The 17,776-nt window shown below is 57.0% G+C and carries 19 protein-coding genes; 8 read left to right on the forward strand and 11 right to left on the reverse strand.

All coding sequences use genetic code 11. The annotated features are described in order from the left end of the window. Positions 1-3: 3 nt before the first annotated feature. The 6 genes from EPD60_RS01825 to EPD60_RS01850 all read right to left on the reverse strand — a co-directional run bounded on the left by EPD60_RS01825 (position 4) and on the right by EPD60_RS01850 (position 4,003). Positions 4-924, reverse strand: a complete 921-nt coding sequence (locus EPD60_RS01825; protein ID WP_131446252.1) for a geranylgeranylglycerol-phosphate geranylgeranyltransferase — start codon at positions 922-924, stop codon at positions 4-6. Positions 925-929: 5 nt separating this feature from the next. Beyond that, entirely contained in the window at positions 930-1,451 is a 522-nt protein-coding gene (locus EPD60_RS01830; protein WP_131446254.1) for a KdsC family phosphatase, read from the reverse strand. 81 nt (positions 1,452-1,532) lie between these two features. Next, positions 1,533-1,772 carry a Fe-S cluster assembly protein IscX gene (gene iscX, locus EPD60_RS01835; RefSeq protein ID WP_131446256.1) on the reverse strand — a complete coding sequence of 80 codons (240 nt, stop codon included), beginning with the start codon at positions 1,770-1,772 and terminating at the stop codon, positions 1,533-1,535. A gap of 23 nt (positions 1,773-1,795) precedes the next feature. Next, positions 1,796-2,131 carry a 2Fe-2S iron-sulfur cluster-binding protein gene (locus tag EPD60_RS01840; protein WP_131446258.1) on the reverse strand — a complete coding sequence of 112 codons (336 nt, stop codon included), beginning with the start codon at positions 2,129-2,131 and terminating at the stop codon, positions 1,796-1,798. Positions 2,132-2,209: 78 nt separating this feature from the next. Next, positions 2,210-3,166 carry a glycosyltransferase family 2 protein gene (locus EPD60_RS01845; RefSeq protein WP_131446260.1) on the reverse strand — a complete coding sequence of 319 codons (957 nt, stop codon included), beginning with the start codon at positions 3,164-3,166 and terminating at the stop codon, positions 2,210-2,212. A gap of 78 nt (positions 3,167-3,244) precedes the next feature. Next, the gene (locus EPD60_RS01850) at positions 3,245-4,003 is read right to left on the reverse strand and encodes a Rossmann-like and DUF2520 domain-containing protein (RefSeq protein ID WP_131446262.1); all 759 of its coding nucleotides are present in this window, start codon (positions 4,001-4,003) and stop codon (positions 3,245-3,247) included. Between the two features lie 153 nt (positions 4,004-4,156). Here EPD60_RS01850 and EPD60_RS01855 point away from each other — a divergent pair, with 153 nt between their 5' ends. From EPD60_RS01855 to EPD60_RS17325, 6 genes are all read left to right on the forward strand, one after another. Further along, positions 4,157-5,008, forward strand: coding sequence for an alpha/beta hydrolase (locus EPD60_RS01855; RefSeq protein ID WP_131446264.1), 852 nt, complete (start codon positions 4,157-4,159; stop codon positions 5,006-5,008). Positions 5,009-5,122: 114 nt separating this feature from the next. Beyond that, entirely contained in the window at positions 5,123-5,740 is a 618-nt protein-coding gene (locus EPD60_RS01860) for an SGNH/GDSL hydrolase family protein (protein ID WP_131446266.1), read from the forward strand. Between the two features lie 136 nt (positions 5,741-5,876). Further along, a complete protein-coding gene (topA, locus tag EPD60_RS01865; protein WP_131446268.1) occupies positions 5,877-8,468 on the forward strand; it encodes a type I DNA topoisomerase in 2,592 nt (863 codons plus the stop codon). A 145-nt stretch (positions 8,469-8,613) separates the two neighbouring features. After that, complete coding sequence (locus tag EPD60_RS01870) at positions 8,614-9,480, forward strand: transglutaminase family protein (RefSeq protein ID WP_131446270.1); 867 nt, start codon at positions 8,614-8,616, stop codon at positions 9,478-9,480. Positions 9,481-9,509: 29 nt separating this feature from the next. Continuing rightward, positions 9,510-9,848, forward strand: coding sequence for a tRNA-binding protein (locus EPD60_RS01875; RefSeq protein WP_131446272.1), 339 nt, complete (start codon positions 9,510-9,512; stop codon positions 9,846-9,848). Then, positions 9,848-10,321 carry a methylated-DNA--[protein]-cysteine S-methyltransferase gene (locus EPD60_RS17325; RefSeq protein ID WP_131446274.1) on the forward strand — a complete coding sequence of 158 codons (474 nt, stop codon included), beginning with the start codon at positions 9,848-9,850 and terminating at the stop codon, positions 10,319-10,321. The genes EPD60_RS01875 and EPD60_RS17325 overlap by 1 nt, the downstream gene beginning before the upstream one ends. Positions 10,322-10,392: 71 nt before the next feature. Here the strand turns inward: EPD60_RS17325 and EPD60_RS01885 are convergent, their stop codons facing one another. Together EPD60_RS01885 and lepB are read right to left on the reverse strand one after the other, a co-directional pair. Continuing rightward, positions 10,393-10,878 carry a cytidine deaminase gene (locus tag EPD60_RS01885; protein WP_131446276.1) on the reverse strand — a complete coding sequence of 162 codons (486 nt, stop codon included), beginning with the start codon at positions 10,876-10,878 and terminating at the stop codon, positions 10,393-10,395. Between the two features lie 208 nt (positions 10,879-11,086). Next, positions 11,087-12,637, reverse strand: coding sequence for a signal peptidase I (gene lepB / locus EPD60_RS01890; RefSeq protein WP_131446278.1), 1,551 nt, complete (start codon positions 12,635-12,637; stop codon positions 11,087-11,089). Between the two features lie 99 nt (positions 12,638-12,736). Here lepB and EPD60_RS01895 point away from each other — a divergent pair, with 99 nt between their 5' ends. After that, on the forward strand, positions 12,737-13,618 hold the full coding sequence (locus EPD60_RS01895; protein ID WP_131446280.1) for a MerR family transcriptional regulator: 882 nt from the start codon (positions 12,737-12,739) through the stop codon (positions 13,616-13,618). Here EPD60_RS01895 and EPD60_RS01900 read toward each other — a convergent pair. Together EPD60_RS01900 and EPD60_RS01905 are read right to left on the reverse strand one after the other, a co-directional pair. Further along, entirely contained in the window at positions 13,607-14,770 is a 1,164-nt protein-coding gene (locus EPD60_RS01900) for a sigma-54-dependent transcriptional regulator (protein ID WP_131446282.1), read from the reverse strand. The genes EPD60_RS01895 and EPD60_RS01900 overlap by 12 nt on opposite strands. Positions 14,771-15,096: 326 nt before the next feature. Beyond that, positions 15,097-16,083, reverse strand: a complete 987-nt coding sequence (locus EPD60_RS01905) for a pyruvate dehydrogenase complex E1 component subunit beta (RefSeq protein WP_131446284.1) — start codon at positions 16,081-16,083, stop codon at positions 15,097-15,099. A 64-nt stretch (positions 16,084-16,147) separates the two neighbouring features. Between EPD60_RS01905 and EPD60_RS01910 the strand changes: the two genes are divergently transcribed. Beyond that, complete coding sequence (locus EPD60_RS01910; protein ID WP_131446286.1) at positions 16,148-16,459, forward strand: SemiSWEET family sugar transporter; 312 nt, start codon at positions 16,148-16,150, stop codon at positions 16,457-16,459. Positions 16,460-16,553: 94 nt separating this feature from the next. Here EPD60_RS01910 and EPD60_RS01915 read toward each other — a convergent pair whose 3' ends face one another. Beyond that, positions 16,554-17,738 (reverse strand): acetyl-CoA C-acyltransferase, encoded by a 1,185-nt coding sequence (locus tag EPD60_RS01915; protein WP_131446288.1) that lies wholly within the window; start codon positions 17,736-17,738, stop codon positions 16,554-16,556. Between the last annotated feature and the right edge of the window lie 38 nt (positions 17,739-17,776).

Consider the following 17,776-nt stretch of genomic DNA (forward strand, 5'->3'; position numbering starts at 1 on the left):
GGCTTAAAAATACAAACGGAAAAAAAGCATCGACCCGATCCCGGCCAGCATGATCCATTTCGACAGGCGGCTCAGTGTTGCAAATTCGGCCGTCGAGCTGGCTTTGAGATGGGAAAAGAACAGGGAAATCAGGGGAAAAATCACCAGAAAAACTGAGTAAATCACCGCCCACCACCACCGGAATTGCAGTATGTACAACTGCAGCAGGATCAGCGCGCCCAGGAGTACCACGATCCACACGGTGGTGTACACCTTGGTGGCTACCACACCGGTTACAATGGGCATGGTGCGGCACCCGTAGCGGCGATCACCCTCGAGGTCTTCAACGTCCTTAATGGCTTCGCGGATCAGCGACAGCACGAAGGCAAAGCCGGCGTAGAGAAAGGCTACGCGGAAGAACTTCGTGGTCACTGCATCCTGCGCGCCGAAGGCATAACGGAAGGGTACCTGGGCAAAGAAAAGAATCAGCACCGTCCAGGCCGTGAGTGCCGAGATGACGACGTTCCCGATCAGCATCTTCTTTTTGAGCGATGTGGAGTAAAGCCAGAGCAGCAGCACCACGACAACGTTGGCGCCGATCAGGTAGCTCTTGTGCCAGCCGACGGCCAACACGGTGGCGACGATACCGGCCAGGCTCAGCGCCGCATGCCAGAAGATGGCCCAGCGTCGCGTGATGAGGCGGTTGATCACGTTTTTCTCCGGCTTGTTCACCTGGTCGATGTCGAGGTCGAAGTAATCGTTGATGATATAGCCCGCTGCCGCGATCAGTACCGAGGCTGTTACGATCCAGGCAAGGCGAAGCGGTGGTTGCGCCGGGTTGAAAAGCGGCACGTAAACGCAAAAATAGAAAAGCAGCTGCGTCAGTACGATGAACAGCAGGTTGGGCCAGCGTACCAGTCGGAAGAACGCAGCGATCGCTTTCATGCAGTTTATTTGGAGGTAAGTCCGCTTTCGTAATGCCAATGACCGTTAAGGCGCAGCACTTTTTCAATCACGTCGCGCACACAGCCGGATCCGCCTGCTACAGGCGACCGGTAGGTGCACGCTTCCCGTACTTCTACGGCTGCGTCGGCCGGGCAGGCGCTGAGGCCGGCTACCTGAAGGGCGGGCAGGTCGGGCAGGTCGTCGCCCATGAACAAAACGCCGGTGGCATCGATCCGGTGCTCGGTGCAGTACTTCTCGATAAATCCTTTTTTGTCTTTCACCGCGGTATGCACCTCGCTGATGCCGAGGTAACGCATCCGATCCACTACGGGCTCCGAATGCGCACCCGAGCAGATCACCACGCGGTAGCCGTGACGGAGCGCCAGCTGAAGCGCAAGACCGTCCTTAATGCTCATCCGGCGGGCCTGCAGGCCGTTATCGAGCAGCAGCACCGTACTGTCGGTAAGCACGCCGTCAACATCAAAGATGAAGGTGGTAATGCGTTTGAACTGATCGAGCAAATCCATATAATCCCAGATGTCTGATCTCAGATCTCAGATTTAATTGCTTGATTTCAGATCCGAGATCGGAGATCTGAGATCAGCGATCTATTTCTGGTTGTCGCGCCACTCGTATACCCATTCGCTCTGGATGCGTTCGAGGTGGCCTTCGTTCGACTCCTCGCGGGTGCCGACGAAGCCCGGCAGGGTTAGCACCCACTCCAGGAGGTCGGTAAAGCGGATGCGGTAGATCTTGCTCTCATTAAAGTCGTCGCCAAACTTCTCGTAAAGCTTCAGGGCGATGTCTTCGTAATCGTTCCAGTGAATCGGGGGTTCAAAGTGGCTCATGGGGCAGTGCGGTTGTCGGTAAATTATTCGCCCAGGAACTGGGTTTGGTCGGGAAGGGTCACCTCAACGGCGCCGCTGCCTTCCAGCAGCAGGCACTGGCAGCCGAGGCGCGAGTTGAGGCGCGGGTTGACCGCGCGGTCGATGAAATCTTCTTCCTTGTCGCTCAGCTCCTCGAGTGCGTCTTCACCCTTATTCACATAAAGATGGCAGGTGCTGCAGGCGCAGACACCACCGCAGTTGTGGTGCAGTTCGATATCGTTCATGAGGGCTACCTCCAGCAGGCTGTAGCCGGGCTTAATATTTTCCAGGGTCACCGGTTCCAATCCGGCCTGTTCAAAATTGAATTTGATCGTGTACATCAGTCCTTCAGGCTTTTCGGGTGCAAAAGTAGGCCGTAGCCGCCACAAAGGCCCTAACCGGTGCGCAAGTTTTCAAAATCAGGGCCTGCCGGCAGGCTCCGTCGTTTCTGCCGTCACCTGCTCTTCGACGATGTAAAGCGGCCTGCGGCGTACGTCGCTGTTGATGCGGCTGATGTACTCGCCGATGATCCCGATGCTGATCAACTGCACGCCGCCGATGAACATTGTGCTCACCATCAGCGAGGTCCAGCCGGAAATAAGGTTCTTTTGAATAAGCTTGGCGAAAATCGCGTACAGGATCAGGCCGAAGGAAATCCCCGAAACGATGAAACCCGATACGGTAGCCACGCGCAGCGGCACGTTGGAAAAGGCCGTGAAGCCATCAAGCGCCAGCCTGATGAGCTTCCCGATGCCGTAGTTGCTTTTACCGGCATACCGCGCATCGCGGTCGTAATACACCGGCGCCTGCCGGTAGCCCACCCAGGCGATCTGGCCGCGGAGAAACTTGTGCTGCTCGGGCATTTGCTTCAGCGCATCCACCACGGCGCGGTCCATGAGGCGGAAATCGCCCGTATCCACGGGTATGTTGATCCGCGTTGTCCGTTTCAGTATGCGGTAGAAGATCTTGATGGCGAGGTTGCGGAGCCGCTTTTCACCGGGGCGCTTTTTACGCTGGGCATATACCACCTTGCAGCCCTGCCGGTATTGCTCCCAAAGCTGCGGAATGAGCTCCGGCGGGTCCTGGAGGTCGCCGTCGATGGTGACGGTTGCGCCGCCGCGGCTTTGGTTGATGCCCGCCATTACCGCCACCTGGTGGCCGAAGTTGCGGGTAAAGCTCAGGTAAAAGTTGCGGGCATCCTGCTGCGCCATTCCCCTGAGGATATCGAGCGAGCCATCGCGGCTGCCGTCGTTTACAAAGATCACTTCGTAGTCCTCGGTGATCTGGCGCGCAGCCGCATGCAACCGGTCGTGGAGCAACGGCAGGTTTGCTTCTTCATTATAGATAGGGACAACGATGCTCAGAACCGGGCTCATAATAATTTGGTTACGATCTTTTTCAAACAGTGTAACCGGAATTGCGCTGTAATGTTACGAAAAACGGCGGGGACCCTCCTACCGTTGCTGGCGGATGCTATCGGTCATCAGCTCGTAAAGCCGCAGCAGTCCGGGCTCGCCGGCCAGCAGCGCGCGGTGGCGTGCGATGGTGTTCTCGTCGCCGCGGAGCGCAGGACCGGTCTGGCTTTCGCGCGGCGATTGCAGTTGCACCCGCTCGGCGGTTTCGCGTATCAGCGGCAGCAGCAGCCGGAAGTCGAGCCCCTCGCGGCGGCACCAGTCTTCCATCAATGCATAGATATGGTTGACGAAGTTGTTACAGAAAACCGCGGCGAGGTGCAGGCGCAGCCGCTCGGCGTCGTTGGCCGCTACCACCTGGTCCGAGATGCTGTGCCCGAGGCGATCCAACTGCTCAAAAGTTTGCGGGTCGGCGGCATCAATGATAACGGGTATATCGGGCAGGCCGCCGCTGTTTTTGCGCAGGCTTTGCAGCGGGTAAAATACACCATGATGGGGAGCGTTGCCGGCAAGGGCATCGAGCGGCACCGAAGCCGCGGTGTGCACCACAGTTCCCTCCGGCAGGTGCAGCTCGCGGTGGATCTCCGCAATCGCAATGTCGGAAACGGCAACCAGGTAGATGTCGGCGCTGCGGTCTACCACCGCCCAGTAAGTTGTCGATTCTGTTTCGAGTTCATAGGCCAGGGCAGAAGCTGCCGCCGCATCCCGCCCGAAAACCTGAACAATGCGATGCCCGGCCGCCTTCAGCTTGCGGCCCAGGATCGTAGCCGTGTTACCCGTCCCGATAATTACAATATCCATCCGGTTATTTCACATTTAGGCGGTCTGTCCCGCATTTGAATTTTCACAGCTGTAGTTTTGAAGCCCGGAATTGACCCGGCGCATGTTAATGCGTGGCAATCCCAATACCTCAGAACCATAGAACCCCAGAACCTCAGAACCCTACAAATATCCATGTCTTTTCAACAAAAGCTTGCCCTTACGTTAATACGCAACAAGCTGCGCCTGCTCAACCTGGTTTCGCCGAAGGCGGCGGCCGCGTCAGCCTTTCGCCTTTTCACCACGCCGCAATACCGGAATACGAAAGACCTCACCGACATTTTCCTGAAGGCCGAGCAACTCAATTTTGACTTCCAGGAATTCCGGATCCAGGGCTATCGCTGGGGCGCCGGAGCGCCGCGTACGGCGCTCATTCTGCATGGATTTGAATCGGGAATCGTCAACTTTGGCCAATATGTGCAACCGTTGCTCGACCGGGGTTTTTGCGTGCTTGGCTTCGATGCGCCGGCGCACGGCCGGAGCAGCGGGCAGCGGATGAACGTGCGCATTTATATGCAATTCATAGAAGCGATCCGCAGGCGCTTCGGGCCGGTAACGCGATTCATGGGGCATTCGCTCGGCGGGCTGTCGCTCTGCCTCGCGCTGGAAGAACAGGGCGGCTACGAAGACGCGCGGGCGGTGCTCATCGCACCGGCTACCGAAACCCGCACGGCGATCGATTATTATTTCCGCTACCTCCGGCTGCCCGCTTCGATGCGGGCGCCCTTTGACGCCCTTATCGGCGAACGCGGCGGTAAACCGCCCGAGTGGTTCTCGGTAGCCCGTGCCCTCCCGGCCATGCGGCTGCCGGTGCTGTGGATCCACGACGAAGACGACGACCTCACACCGCTTTCCGATGTGGAGCCGCTGCGTCGCAAAAACCTGCCGCATATCCATTTTTATATCACAAAAGGCCTCGGGCACCGCCGCATCTACCGCGATCCGGAAGTGGTGGCGCGCGTGGTGGAGTTCCTGGCTTCGGAATAAGGTTCTAAGTTTCTGAGGTTGGTTCATAGTCCAGTGATTTTTCGATTTCAGTTCCCGAACTTTAGAACCTTAGAACCTCAGAACCCTAGAACCTTTTCAAAGTACATTTATCCCATGGAGAAGCTCTATACCTACCTGGCCCTCGGCGATTCCTATACGATTGGCGAAGCGGTGCCGCTGCCCGCCTCTTTCCCCTACCAGGCCGTGCAGGCGCTGCGCCGCGAAAAGGTACACCTGGCGCCGCCGGAAGTGATTGCGAAAACAGGCTGGACCACCGATGAACTGACCAGTGCCCTCGAGGGTTATACCTTTTTAAAAAGTTATGATTTCGTAAGTCTCCTCATAGGCGTCAACAACCAGTACCGGGGCCGGACCGTGGAGGCCTATACCCCGGAGTGTGCCGCCTTGCTGGAGCGGGCGGTGGCGCTCGCCCATGGAAAGGCACAGCATGTTTTCGTGCTTTCCATCCCCGACTACGGCGTCTCGCCTTTTGCAAAGGAAAAGGGCCTCGACCCCGAAAAGATCGCCGCGGAGGTCGACCAGTTCAATGCCGCGGCGCGGGCCCTGGCCGCGCAATACGGCACACATTATATAGATATCACTGAGGGCTCGCGCGAAGCGGCTTTTGATCCCTCGCTCCTGGCCGTCGACGGTCTCCATCCCTCCGAAAAAGAGTATGTGCGTTGGGCGGCCAAGCTCGCACTGGCGATGCGGCTCGAGATGAATCCCTGAGCCGGAATCCCGGGTACTTCCACCCGATCCGGCCGGTCCGCTACCGGGCTCAAAAAGATGAGCTAAATGAAAATGTCCTAATCTTGCCGTAAAATTGCCGTTACGCCCGCTTCGGGCGTAACCTATTTATGACCTTATGGCGAAGAACCTATTGATCGTAGAGTCCCCCGCGAAAGCGAAGACCATCGAGAAGATCCTGGGAAAGGACTTCGAGGTGAAGAGCTGCTATGGCCATATCCGCGACCTGGAAAAGGGCGATATGGGCATCGATGTGCAGAATGGATTCCGCCCCCACTATAAAGTTTCCGACGATAAACAGAAAGTGGTCAGCGAGCTAAAATCCCTGGCGCGGAAGAGCGGCGAAGTATGGCTCGCGACGGATGAGGACCGCGAAGGAGAGGCGATTTCCTGGCACCTGTGCGAGGTGCTCGGCCTCGACCCGCGGACCACGAAACGCATTGTCTTCCACGAAATCACCAAGCCGGCAATCCTCAACGCCGTGCAGCATCCGCGCACGGTGAACATGGACCTGGTGAATGCCCAGCAGGCCCGCCGCGTGCTCGACCGGATCGTGGGCTTCGAGCTGAGCCCGGTGCTGTGGCGCAAGATGAGCATGAAGAACAACCTCTCCGCCGGACGCGTACAGAGTGTTGCCGTGCGCATCATCGTGGAGCGCGAACGCGAGATCAACGCATTCAATGTGCAGAGCTCCTTCAAGGTGGAAGCACACTTCACGGCCAACGATGCCGGCGGCCGCCCGGTGACCTTCAAAGCAGAAGGCGCCAAATTCGGAAAGGCCGAAGACGCCGAAGCCTTCCTGCAAAGCTGTATGGGCGCCACCTACCAGGTGAAAGACATCCAGGTAAAGCCGACGCGCCGCTCCCCTGCTGCGCCTTTCACTACGTCGACGCTGCAACAGGAAGCAAGCCGCAAGCTGGGCTACGGTGTTGCCCGCACGATGCTGCTGGCGCAGAAGCTTTATGAAAACGGTCACATTACCTATATGCGTACCGACAGCGTCAACCTGAGCGACACGGCCCGCAGCGATATCCAAAAGACCGTCACCGGAATGTGGGGCGACCGCTACCACCAGCCGCGACGATTTAAAAATAAAAATGAGTCGGCCCAGGAAGCGCACGAAGCGATCCGTCCGACTTATATGCAAACAACCACCATCGACGATCCCGATACCCGCCGCCTCTATGAGCTGATCTGGAAGCGCACGATGGCTTCGCAGATGGCCGACGCCGAACTGGAAAAGACCATCGCCAAAATCGGCGTATCCACCAACGGTGCTGAATTGCAGGCCGAAGGCGAGGTGATGAAGTTCGAAGGCTTTATGAAGGTGTACCGCGAGAGCTCCGACGACGAGGAGGAAGGCGAAGGTACCCAGGAAGGCATGCTTCCGCCGCTTACGGTGGGCCAGCAGCTTCCGCTGAAAGAAATGAGCGCCATCGAGCGCTTCACCCGCCCGCAGCCGCGTTACACGGAAGCTTCGCTGGTGAAAAAGCTCGAAGAGCTCGGCATCGGCCGTCCTTCTACCTATGCACCTACGATCTCTACGATCCTGAAGCGGGGCTACGTGGAAAAGCGCGACAAGGAAGGCATCCGCCGCGAGTTTCGCGTGCTGACGCTCCGCGACGATAACATCACCCGGAAGACCGACAGTGAAAATACGGGTGCCGAAAAGCAGAAGCTTTTCCCGACCGATCTCGGCATGGTCGTCACCGACTTTCTGAAGCAGTACTTCCAGGACATCATGGACTATGGCTTCACCGCGCGCATCGAAGAGGAGTTCGACGAAGTGGCCAACGGAAAGCTTGTCTGGAACAAGATGATCGGGGAATTCTATAATCCCTTCAAGCAGGAGGTACAGAAGACGATCGAAACGGCCGAGCGTATATCGGGCGAGCGCGACCTGGGTGCCGACCCGGCCACGGGCAAGCCGATCATCGCCCGGATGGGCCGCTTTGGCCCGATGGTGCAGGTCGGCAAGACCGATGATGAGGAAAAGCCGCGCTATGCCAAGCTGAAGCCCAATCAAAGCATCGAAACGATATCGCTCAACGAGGCGCTCGAGCTCTTCCAGCTCCCGAAAACACTCGGCGAATACCAGGGCCAGGAAGTGTCGGTCAACAGCGGCCGCTTCGGTCCCTACGTAAAATTCGGCGAGCAGTTTGTTTCCATCCCGCGCGGCACCGACCCCATGGATGTTGATCTGGACACAGCAATCGCCCTCATCACGCAAAAGCAGGAGGCCGATGCCCCGATCGCGTTTTTCCAGGAGCAGCCGGTCACGAAGGGTAAAGGCCGTTTCGGGCCCTTCCTTAAGTGGGGCGACCTCTACATCAACGTGCCGAAGGCCTATGATTTCGATAACCTCACCCAGCACGATGTGAACGAACTGATTTCCAAAAAGCTGGAAAAAGAATCGAACCGGTACATCCAGCAATGGCCCGCCGAGAAGATCACGATCGAGAACGGCCGCTGGGGTCCCTTTATCCGCTTTGGCAAGAAAATGCTCAAGCTGGGCCGCGGTCCGGAAGGCGAAAAGCTCACCCCGGAGCAGGCGGCGGTGCTTCCGCTTGACTCGGTTAAGAAAATGATCGAGGACCAGGTGCCGGGTGCTTTTGACAAGAAGGTGAAGGCTGCCGCTTCTAAGGCTCCGGCGAAAAAAGCCGCGCCCAAAAAGGCTGCCGCAAAAAAGGCCGCACCGAAAAAGAAGTAGTCCGAGCGATGCAACGAATACCGGAGACGCCCCTGGGCGTCTCTTTTTTTGCCGTGGATAATATTTTAAGCAGTGCTATGCGTCCGCGGGTTAAAATTGCACGCATACCGGCTCTGCTTGGTACTATATTGGAAGGTAATCAACTATGGAACAAACGAAGGAGATCGACGCCCTGCTGCACCTCATCGACGACCCCGACGAAGAGGTCTTTGGTGCCGTGTCGTTGCGGATCGTGGAGTTTGGAAGGCAGATCGTTCCCAACCTGGAAAACCTCTGGGAAAACACGATCAGCGAAAAGGTTCAGGAGCGCATCGAGGTGTTGATCCACCGCCTTCATTTCAACGACCTGCACGAAGACTTCCGGCAATGGTCGCTGGCGGGTCATCACGACCTGATGGTGGGCGCGCTGCTGGCTGCAAAATTCCAGTACCCGGAGCTCACCACCGCTCCCATCGTGCAGGAGGTAGAGAAGTTGCGCCGCAACATCTGGCTCGAGCTCAATAACTACCTGACGCCGCTGGAGCAGGTGCGGATCGTCACCGGCATCCTCTATGGCTATTACGGCCTCAAAGGCGTGGAAACGGCTTATACCGATGTGAACGATTTCCTGCTGCACAAAGCGCTCGAGGGGCGCCGCGGCAACCAGGTAGCCAATGGCCTGCTTTACCTGATCCTGTGCGAGCTGCTCGATATCCCGGTGCGCGCCATCGGCGTGCCGCGCCAATTCATCCTCGCATACTTCAAGCCGGGTTACAGCACCGAAGACGGAAACGAGCCGGTTTCGAAAATTGAATTCTTCATCGACCCGGCTTCCGGGATGGTGTTCACCCACAAAGACCTCGAGCTCTATTTCAAGCGCATCCAGGTTCCGGCCGTCGCGTCTTATTTCCGTCCCTTCAGCAACAAGAAAGTCATCCAGCACCTGCTGATCGAAATGAGCAAATGCTTCGATAACGAGAAAGACTTTTTTAAGAAAGACGAACTGAACGGGCTTGCCGACCTGTTGGATTGACGACGTTCCGAAATTACCTTTAGGTCCTTATGGACTTCATCACCTGGCAAGACTTTGAAAAGGTTGATATCCGCACCGGCACGATCGTTTCCGCGGAAAACTTCGAAGGCGCACGTAAACCGGCTTACAAGCTGCAGATCGATTTCGGTCCTGAGCTCGGTGTAAAGCGCTCCAGCGCGCAGATAACCACGCATTATACACCCCTTGAACTGATCGGAACCCAGGTGGTTGCGGTGGTGAACTTTCCGCCGAAACAGATCGCCAACTTTTTCAGCGAATGCCTGGTGCTGGGCGTGTACGATGAAGACGGCGCGGTAGTGCTGCTGCAGCCCCGCAGGCAATTATCCAACGGGTTAAAAATAGGCTGATGAAATGCTGTTTCCACTCCCCCGTCGGTTATGTACACCTTCATGAGGAGGAGGGCCACATTGTTACGATACACCTCGACGATGCCCCGCTCGATGACAGTGATGATTCGGTGGTGATGCGCTCCTGCCGCTTGCAGCTCGGGGAATATTTCGCCGGCACACGTCGTCATTTTGACTTCCCGATGCGCCAGGATGGCACAGGCTTTCAGCAACGCGTCTGGGAAGCGCTCTGTACCATTCCTTTCGGGAAGACTACATCCTACCGCGACCTTTCAAAACAGCTGGGCGACGTAAAAGCGATCCGTGCCGTGGGCACGGCAAACGGGCGCAACCGGCTGGCGATCGTCGTGCCCTGCCACCGCGTTATCGGCTCCGATCAGTCGCTTACCGGCTATGCGGGCGGCCTGCACCGCAAACGCTGGCTGCTGGAGCATGAGGCCAGGTTTGCCACCGGGGTGCAAACGCTTTTCTGAGAAATGTTCACCTGCAACCATGCAAAAGGCGTCGCAGTGCGACGCCTTTTGCGATATCACAGCTGTAACTCTTAACGCAGTTCCTCGCTCGTAAAGGCAAGCGGCAGCAGCGCCTTGGCATTGTCGATAACATATACCGGGCCGGTCATTCCGCCAAGAATCAACTTGATGGGATGCCCCAGGCGGCTTTCGAATTCCTGGAGCGACTGGCGGCAAATGCCGCAGGGCGAGATCGGGTGGTCGGAAGCATGACCTTCTCCCTTGTAAGAAATCGCCATGACATCCACCGGCACCCGGGGAAATACGGACGATGCAGAGGCCAGCAGCACGCGCTCCGCGCAAAGACCTACGGGAAAGGAAGCGTTTTCCTGGTTAGAGCCGGTGATGATCTCCCCATTGACGAGGCGCGCAACGGCGCCGACCTGGAAATGCGAGTAAGGTGCATACGCATTGGCCGTTACTTCGCGGGCTTCATTGAGGAGCCACTGCTCCTGCTCGGGAAGCTCTTCGATGCTGTCGTATACTTTGTAATTGAATTCGAATTTTGTTTCTTTCATCTTTCTGTCTTTGGTTTTTCCGAAAACATTCTTGTTCACTTACGGAGACAAAAATGCCCTCCGGTTCCCGGAAGGCAGTTAAAAATACGATATCTCGCGCAGAAACCGCCGAAATCACGGAAGTTATTTTATGGTACCCAAGTCAGAAGCCCCGCGATGCGGGGCTTCTGAATATTCATTTCCGCGTTTTCCGCGTTTTCTGCGTGCCTTATTTAACGATGCGGAACAGGCGGTTCCAGCGCGGTCCCTTGTCGTAGGAGAACCAGATCATCCAGGCCTTGCCCACGATGCGATCTTCCGGCACGAAGCCCCAGAAGCGGCTATCCTGCGAGCCATGACGATTGTCGCCCATCATCCAGTAATAGTCCATCTTGAATGTATACGAAGTCGTTTCCTTTCCATTGAGGAAGAAGCGGCCGTCTTTCTGGTAAAACTCGTTGCCTTCGTAGGTGCGGATCGCGCGCTCGTACAGGGGATAATTATCCGGTGTCAGGGTGAGCGTCGCGCCTTTTTTCGGGATCCAGACCGGTCCGTAAAAATCGATGGTCCACTTGCGGTTCTTGTCGTACGGGAACAGCACCATGCCCCAGTAGCTGGAGTCGGTTGTTGCCGGCGATTCCAGCATCGGGCGGAACTGGCGTACCACACCGTCTTTCTGCATCGCCTCCAGGCCACGGTTCGTCAGCATCATCTCGAAGGTGTTGTTGCCGCGTGGAGTCACCTGCTCGGCATTGGTGATGTCGAGGTCGTAGCGGTCGCGGGCCACCTTTTCGTCGAGTTGCTGGCCGTTCGTCTGAACAAGGTACTTGATCTGCGATTTCGGCGGAGCCTCCGACGGACGTCCATTGATAAACACCTGGCCGGCGCGCACTTCAAGCGTATCGCCGGCAACGCCCACGCAACGCTTGATGTAGTTGTCCGACTTGTCAACCGGGTGTACCACGATCGGGTATTGCTCCTGGTCGGCAAGAATGTACTGCGCATTTTTATTGCCGTTCTCGGCGGCGCGCTTTACATCGTAATAGGGTTGCTGCGACTGGAACTCCGGGTGATTGATCACCGTGTCGCCGGCGGGGAAGTTGAACACCACCACGTCGCCGCGCTTTACGGGCGAAGCAAACCAGCGCACGTAGGGCAGCTCGATGAGCGTGCTGTAAGAACGCTTGCTGCTACCCGGAAGATAGTTGTGCATGAAGGGAACCGAAAGCGGTGTATTGGGCAGCCGCGGTCCGTAGCTGAATTTGCTTACGAAGAGAAAGTCGTTGATCAGGAGCGTCTTTTCCATCGAACCGGATGGGATCGTGTAGGCTTCGAATACGAAAATGCGGATCAGCGTGGCCGCGACAATCGCGAATACGGCGGCATCCACCCACTCGCGCCAGCCCGGCTTGTGGTACATCTTGACGCCTTCGGGACCGATATAGCGCACGTGCTTCTCATTGGCCATGTACACCATGTAAGCGCCGCCGGTGACCGCGGTTGCAGCATGCGATGCAAAGCTGAAGCGGCCGTAAACCTTGACGAATTCGATGTAGATGCCGAGCGTGATGAACCATCCAACCACCGGGAGCAGCTGCCAGAAAAACCAGTGCTTGCGCCGGTTCGCGATGTCGAGCATCACCCAGGTGTTGTACAGCGGCACCAGGCCTTTCCAGCCCGGCACGCCGGCCTTCGGAAAGAGCTTGTATAGTCCCAGGGCGGGAAGCAGGAAGAGGAGTAAGGAAATGCCGTATACGATCAGTATCTGGTTCAATGACATCCGGTAGCCTTTAAAGCGAGCAAATTTATTATTTTATGTAGGTTGCGGGCCCGATATTACGCAAAGTTTTGCTAAATCAACCTTCATCGTGCGTGCCCTATGGAGCGCTTCACTATCAAAGACATAGAGAACCTTAGCCAGATAAAGGCACATACCCTGCGTATCTGGGAGCAGCGCTACACGTTCTTCACCGCAAAGCGAAAAGACAGCCAGCACCGGTATTACGACGGGCATGACCTGCAGGTGCTGCTGCAGGTGGCTTTCCTGTATCATGGCGGCATGAAGATCTCCCACATCGCAGCGCTCGACGAGGCGGGTCGCCTCGCCGCGATCGAACGCATCCAGCAACGCGGAGGCATAGCCGAACAGGAGGTGCTGTCACTGGTGCAGTCAGCCGCCGCTTTCGACGAGCGTCGCCTGCGCGGGCAACTCGATCGCCTCGTCGCTCAGAAAGGGCTTGAGGCAGCGGTGCTTGATGTGTTCTTTCCCTTTCTCCAGCGTATCGGTCACCTGTGGCTCACCAACCATGTCATCCCGGCGCAGGAGCACTTCTCCTCCTACCTGATCCAGAACAAGATCATCAGTGAAACGGAGCAGCTGCCCCCGCAGGAACCGTCGCGGGCGCCGATCGTTTTGCTGACGCCGCGCGGCGAGCACCACGAACTACCGCTCCTGTTCATCAATTACCTGTTACGGCGCGAAGGCTGGGCGGTCACCTATCTCGGCACCGGTGTGTCGGTGCCCGACCTGCCGCCGTCGGTACTCGGGCGGGGCAATTATATTTACGTCCACCTGATCACCAACCTGTCGGGCCAGTCGGCCGACGATTACTTTGAATCGGTATGCAAGGCATTTCCCGAAAAAACCTTCGTGGTTTCGGGAAGCGCCATACAGGGCATGCAGCGGCAGTTCCGCAACCTGGTTCTGCTGCGGACCGATGACGCGATTCTTCAGTTTATCCGGAAAGGTTTACCGGGGTAGCACGTAGCTTTTTACATCGTCGGCCGTGATCGTTTTTCCGGAAAGGATCACCAGGCGCTCCACCACGTTGCGCAGTTCACGGATATTGCCGGTCCAGTTGTGCTCCTGCAGCATCTGCAGGGCATCGTCGGCAATGCCTTTCTTCGGGATGCCGTAGTCGGAGCACACGTCTTTCAGGAAAAAGTTGACGAGCAGGGGCACGTCCTCGCGGCGCTCGTTCAGCGCCGGCACATGGATGAGAATGACGCCAAGGCGATGGTAGAGGTCAAGACGGAAGCGCTTTTCTTCCACCTCGTGCAGCAGGTCTTTATTGGTGGCTGCCACCACGCGCACATCCACGGCAATGTCCTTGTCGGCGCCCACGCGGGTGATCTTTCCTTCCTGGAGGGCGCGCAGCACCTTGGCCTGGGCGCTGAGGCTCATATCACCGATCTCGTCGAGGAAGAGCGTGCCGCCGTTTGCCTGCTCGAATTTGCCGATGCGTTGCTTGATGGCAGACGTAAAGGAGCCTTTCTCGTGACCGAAGAGCTCGCTTTCAATGAGCTCGGAGGGAATGGCGGCGCAGTTCACTTCAACCAGGGGGCCTTCGGCGCGGGCGCTTTTCTGGTGGATCCAGCGGGCCACGAGCTCTTTGCCGGAGCCGTTCTCGCCCGTAATCAGGATGCGGGCCTCGGTAGGCGCCACTTTTTCAATAGTTTCCTTGATCTTACGGATGGGCGCCGACTCGCCTACCATTTCCTGCACTTTCTGCACCCGCCGGCGAAGGGTTTTGTTTTCGCCAACGAGGCTGTAGCGCTCCTTCGCGTTGCGGATGGTCACCAGCAGGCGGTTGAGGTCCGGCGGCTTCTGGATGAAGTCGTAGGCGCCTTTTTTCACGGCCTCTACGGCGGTTTCGATGGTGCCGTGGCCCGATATCATGATAATGGGAACGTCGGGGTTGTGCGCGGTGGCTTTCTGGAGAAATTCAAGCCCGTCGATCTTGGGCATCTTGATGTCGCAAAGCACGACGTCGTAGGTCTTTTTCTGGAAGCATCTGAGGCCTTCTTCGCCGTCGGCCGCTTCGTCAATTTCGTAGCCTTCAAAATTCAGGATCTCGCCCAGGGTTTTGCGGATGGCCTTTTCGTCATCGATCAGTAGGATGGAGCTGCTCATTCTTCTTTCCGGTTATGGGTGCAAAGTACGTGGAGGCAAATTAACGCTACGGATGAGTAAAAAAAGCATACCGGCCCCGCTTGTCGCGCTCTGCAGATATACCGTGACCTCCGGGCACGAAAAAGGCCGGATAGAAATCCAGCCTCGTGTAAAATCCAATATCCTATGAAAAACCGAGACAAAGATGCGCAGAAAAACGGAAAAACAAAACTTTTGTCCGGAATTTTTAAAAGACCAACTAGGTGAAAATGAAAAAGTTGCGTAGAAATACGCAACTTTTCGATTCGATTCCCAACTTGAGGAAGCACCTCCTCATCAGGATGGGCTTACTTCTTCAGGTACATCACTTCCTTCACCAGCTTCACCGTGCGGGGTACGTCGGGCAGCGCGGCAGCCACCAGGTTGGGGGCATAGTGCAGCGGTGCATCGGCGGCCGTAATACGGCGGATCGGCGCGTCGAGGTAGTCGAAGCCTTCCTTTTGAATGCGGTAGGTGATCTCGGAAGACACCGACGCAAATGGCCACTGCTCTTCAACGATCACCAGGCGGTTCGTTTTCTTGACGCTTTCCAGGATGGTCATCCAGTCGAGCGGGCGGATGGAACGCAGGTCGATCACCTCGGCGGAGATGCCTTCCTTCTCCAGTTCCTGTGCGGCTCCCATAGCTACCTTCATCATCTTGTTGAAAGAAACGATGGTGACGTCACGGCCCTGCTTCTTCACGACAGCCTTGCCAAAGGGGATATAATATTCTTCTTCCGGAACCTCGCCCTTGTCGCCATAAGCAAGCTCGGCTTCCATAAACATCACGGGATCCTCCTCGTAACGGATGGCCTGTTTCATGAGGCCTTTTGCGTCGTAGGGATCGCAGGTGGAAACCACCTTCAGTCCCGGGATATTTGCATAAAGTGATTCAAAAGCGGTGGAGTGTTGCGCGCCGAGCTGTCCGGCCGAGCCATTCGGGCCGCGGAAAACGATCGGGCAGGTGATCTGGCCGCCGCTCATCGCCAGCATCTTCGAAGCGGTGTTGAGGATCTGATCGAGGGCCAGCACGGCAAAGTTCCAGGTCATGAATTCAACGATGGGGCGAAGTCCGTTCTGCGCGGCACCGACGCCAACTGCTGCAAAGCCGAGCTCGGCGATCGGGGTGTCAATGACACGCTTCGGTCCGAATTCGGCCAGCATGCCCTGGCTGACCTTGTAGGCGCCATTGTATTCAGCTACCTCCTCTCCCATCAGGAATACGCGCTCGTCGCGGCGCATTTCTTCCGACATGGCTTCCCGGATAGCTTCTCTTAAGGTGATCGTTCTCATTAATTGTGAATTATAGCGGGGCAAATGTACAGTAATTAGCATTGCTTTTGCAAGGAAGGCCAACATGGATACCACCCAGATCGTCGGCATCGTTGCCGGAATACTCACGGCTTCGTCGCTCCTGCCGCAGGTTGTCAAAACCCTCAAGGAAAAGAAAGCCGAAGACGTTTCGAAAGGCATGCTCGTTACACTCATGGGCGGCGTTGCCCTGTGGATCGTATACGGCTTCCTGCGCAACGATTTGCCGATCATCGTCACCAATTGCTTCTCGCTTTCCGTCAATATCCTGATGATGGTGCTGCGGATCAGGTATGGCGACAAGGACCAGAAGGGCCGGGAGCCGCAGATTAACGCGGCCCGCGCGGCAGGTGCTTAAAAAAATGGCCACCCGATGGGCGGCCATTCATTACCGTTATAAAAGCAGGAAAGTTTTCGGTCGGAACCTTTTGTCCGCTCCGCTCTTGCTGAAACTATACGTTCTCGATGACCATCGCCGAAGCGCCGCCGCCGCCGTTGCAGATACCTGCGGCGCCATAGCGGCCCTTGTTCTGCTTCAGCACGTTCACCAGCGTCACCACGATGCGGGCGCCGGAGCAACCCAGCGGGTGGCCAAGTGAAACGGCACCGCCATGTACGTTCACCTTGGCGGGGTCGAGGTTCATATTCTTTGTGTTGACAATGCCAACAACGGAGAACGCTTCGTTCAGTTCCACGTAGTCAACGTCTTTCAGCTCGATGCCGGCGCGCTTCACAGCAACCGGAACAGCGATCGAAGGTGTGGTGGTGAACCATTGCGGCTCCTGCTCGGCGTCGGCATAGCCACGGATCACTGCAAGCGGCTTGATGCCGAGCTCTTCGGCTTTTTCGCGGCTCATCAGCACCACGGCAGCAGCGCCATCGTTCATCGTGCTGGCATTGGCCGCGGTAACGGTACCTTCCTTGCCGAATGCCGGCTTGAGGCCCGCGATCTTATCAAACTTAACATTCCAGGGCTCTTCGTCTTTGCTGACAACGACCGAGTCGCCCTTTTTGGAAGGTATTTCTACAGGTACTACCTCGTCGCTGAATTTGCCTTCTTCCCAGGCTTTCTGGCTGCGCTTGTAGCTTTCAATAGCGAAGGCGTCCTGTTCCTCCCGCGAGATCTTGTTCTCGGAGGCGCAGAAGTCGGCGGCATTACCCATCGCCGTCTGGCTGTAGCAGTCGGTCAGGCCATCCTTGGCCAGGCCGTCAACGAGGTTGGTATTGCCGTACTTGTTGCCCCAGCGCAGGCTTTCCACGTAAAAAGGCACCTGGCTCATATTTTCCATTCCGCCGGCCACGACAATGTCGCTGTCGCCAAGGAGGATGCTCTGGGCGCCCTGGGCGATGGCTTTCATACCGGATGCACAGACTTTATTGACGGTGGTGCACACCACGCTGTCGGGGAGACCGGCGTAGCGGGCGGCCTGGCGGGCGGGCGCCTGTCCGAGACCTGCCTGGATGACGCATCCCATCAGCACCTCGTTGATCATTTCGGGACGGATGCCGGCACGCTCCACGGCTGCCTTTATGGCAATCGCGCCGAGCTTCGGGGCGGGGACATCTTTCAGCACGCCGCCAAAAGAGCCCATCGGGGTACGCACGGCCGATACGATATAAACTTCTTTCTGATTCATATAGCAGTATTTGCGCGGCAAAGATAAGCGGGGGAAGC

It is taken from the genome of Flaviaestuariibacter flavus, assembly GCF_004337505.1.
GTDB lineage: Bacteria > Bacteroidota > Bacteroidia > Chitinophagales > Chitinophagaceae > Flavisolibacter > Flavisolibacter flavus.

Coding starts and splice junctions, on each gene's coding strand:
- lepB (WP_131446278.1), bottom strand. CDS start 12,637: ATGTCATTGAACCAGATACTGATCGTATACGGCATTTCCTTACTCCTC.
- EPD60_RS01845 (WP_131446260.1), bottom strand. CDS start 3,166: ATGAGCCCGGTTCTGAGCATCGTTGTCCCTATCTATAATGAAGAAGCA.
- EPD60_RS17325 (WP_131446274.1), top strand. CDS start 9,848: ATGAAATGCTGTTTCCACTCCCCCGTCGGTTATGTACACCTTCATGAG.
- EPD60_RS01825 (WP_131446252.1), bottom strand. CDS start 924: ATGAAAGCGATCGCTGCGTTCTTCCGACTGGTACGCTGGCCCAACCTG.
- EPD60_RS01860 (WP_131446266.1), top strand. CDS start 5,123: ATGGAGAAGCTCTATACCTACCTGGCCCTCGGCGATTCCTATACGATT.
- EPD60_RS01895 (WP_131446280.1), top strand. CDS start 12,737: ATGGAGCGCTTCACTATCAAAGACATAGAGAACCTTAGCCAGATAAAG.
- EPD60_RS01905 (WP_131446284.1), bottom strand. CDS start 16,083: ATGAGAACGATCACCTTAAGAGAAGCTATCCGGGAAGCCATGTCGGAA.
- EPD60_RS01870 (WP_131446270.1), top strand. CDS start 8,614: ATGGAACAAACGAAGGAGATCGACGCCCTGCTGCACCTCATCGACGAC.
- EPD60_RS01885 (WP_131446276.1), bottom strand. CDS start 10,878: ATGAAAGAAACAAAATTCGAATTCAATTACAAAGTATACGACAGCATC.
- EPD60_RS01840 (WP_131446258.1), bottom strand. CDS start 2,131: ATGTACACGATCAAATTCAATTTTGAACAGGCCGGATTGGAACCGGTG.
- EPD60_RS01900 (WP_131446282.1), bottom strand. CDS start 14,770: ATGAGCAGCTCCATCCTACTGATCGATGACGAAAAGGCCATCCGCAAA.
- EPD60_RS01830 (WP_131446254.1), bottom strand. CDS start 1,451: ATGGATTTGCTCGATCAGTTCAAACGCATTACCACCTTCATCTTTGAT.
- EPD60_RS01915 (WP_131446288.1), bottom strand. CDS start 17,738: ATGAATCAGAAAGAAGTTTATATCGTATCGGCCGTGCGTACCCCGATG.
- iscX (WP_131446256.1), bottom strand. CDS start 1,772: ATGAGCCACTTTGAACCCCCGATTCACTGGAACGATTACGAAGACATC.
- EPD60_RS01910 (WP_131446286.1), top strand. CDS start 16,148: ATGGATACCACCCAGATCGTCGGCATCGTTGCCGGAATACTCACGGCT.
- EPD60_RS01875 (WP_131446272.1), top strand. CDS start 9,510: ATGGACTTCATCACCTGGCAAGACTTTGAAAAGGTTGATATCCGCACC.
- EPD60_RS01855 (WP_131446264.1), top strand. CDS start 4,157: ATGTCTTTTCAACAAAAGCTTGCCCTTACGTTAATACGCAACAAGCTG.
- EPD60_RS01850 (WP_131446262.1), bottom strand. CDS start 4,003: ATGGATATTGTAATTATCGGGACGGGTAACACGGCTACGATCCTGGGC.
- topA (WP_131446268.1), top strand. CDS start 5,877: ATGGCGAAGAACCTATTGATCGTAGAGTCCCCCGCGAAAGCGAAGACC.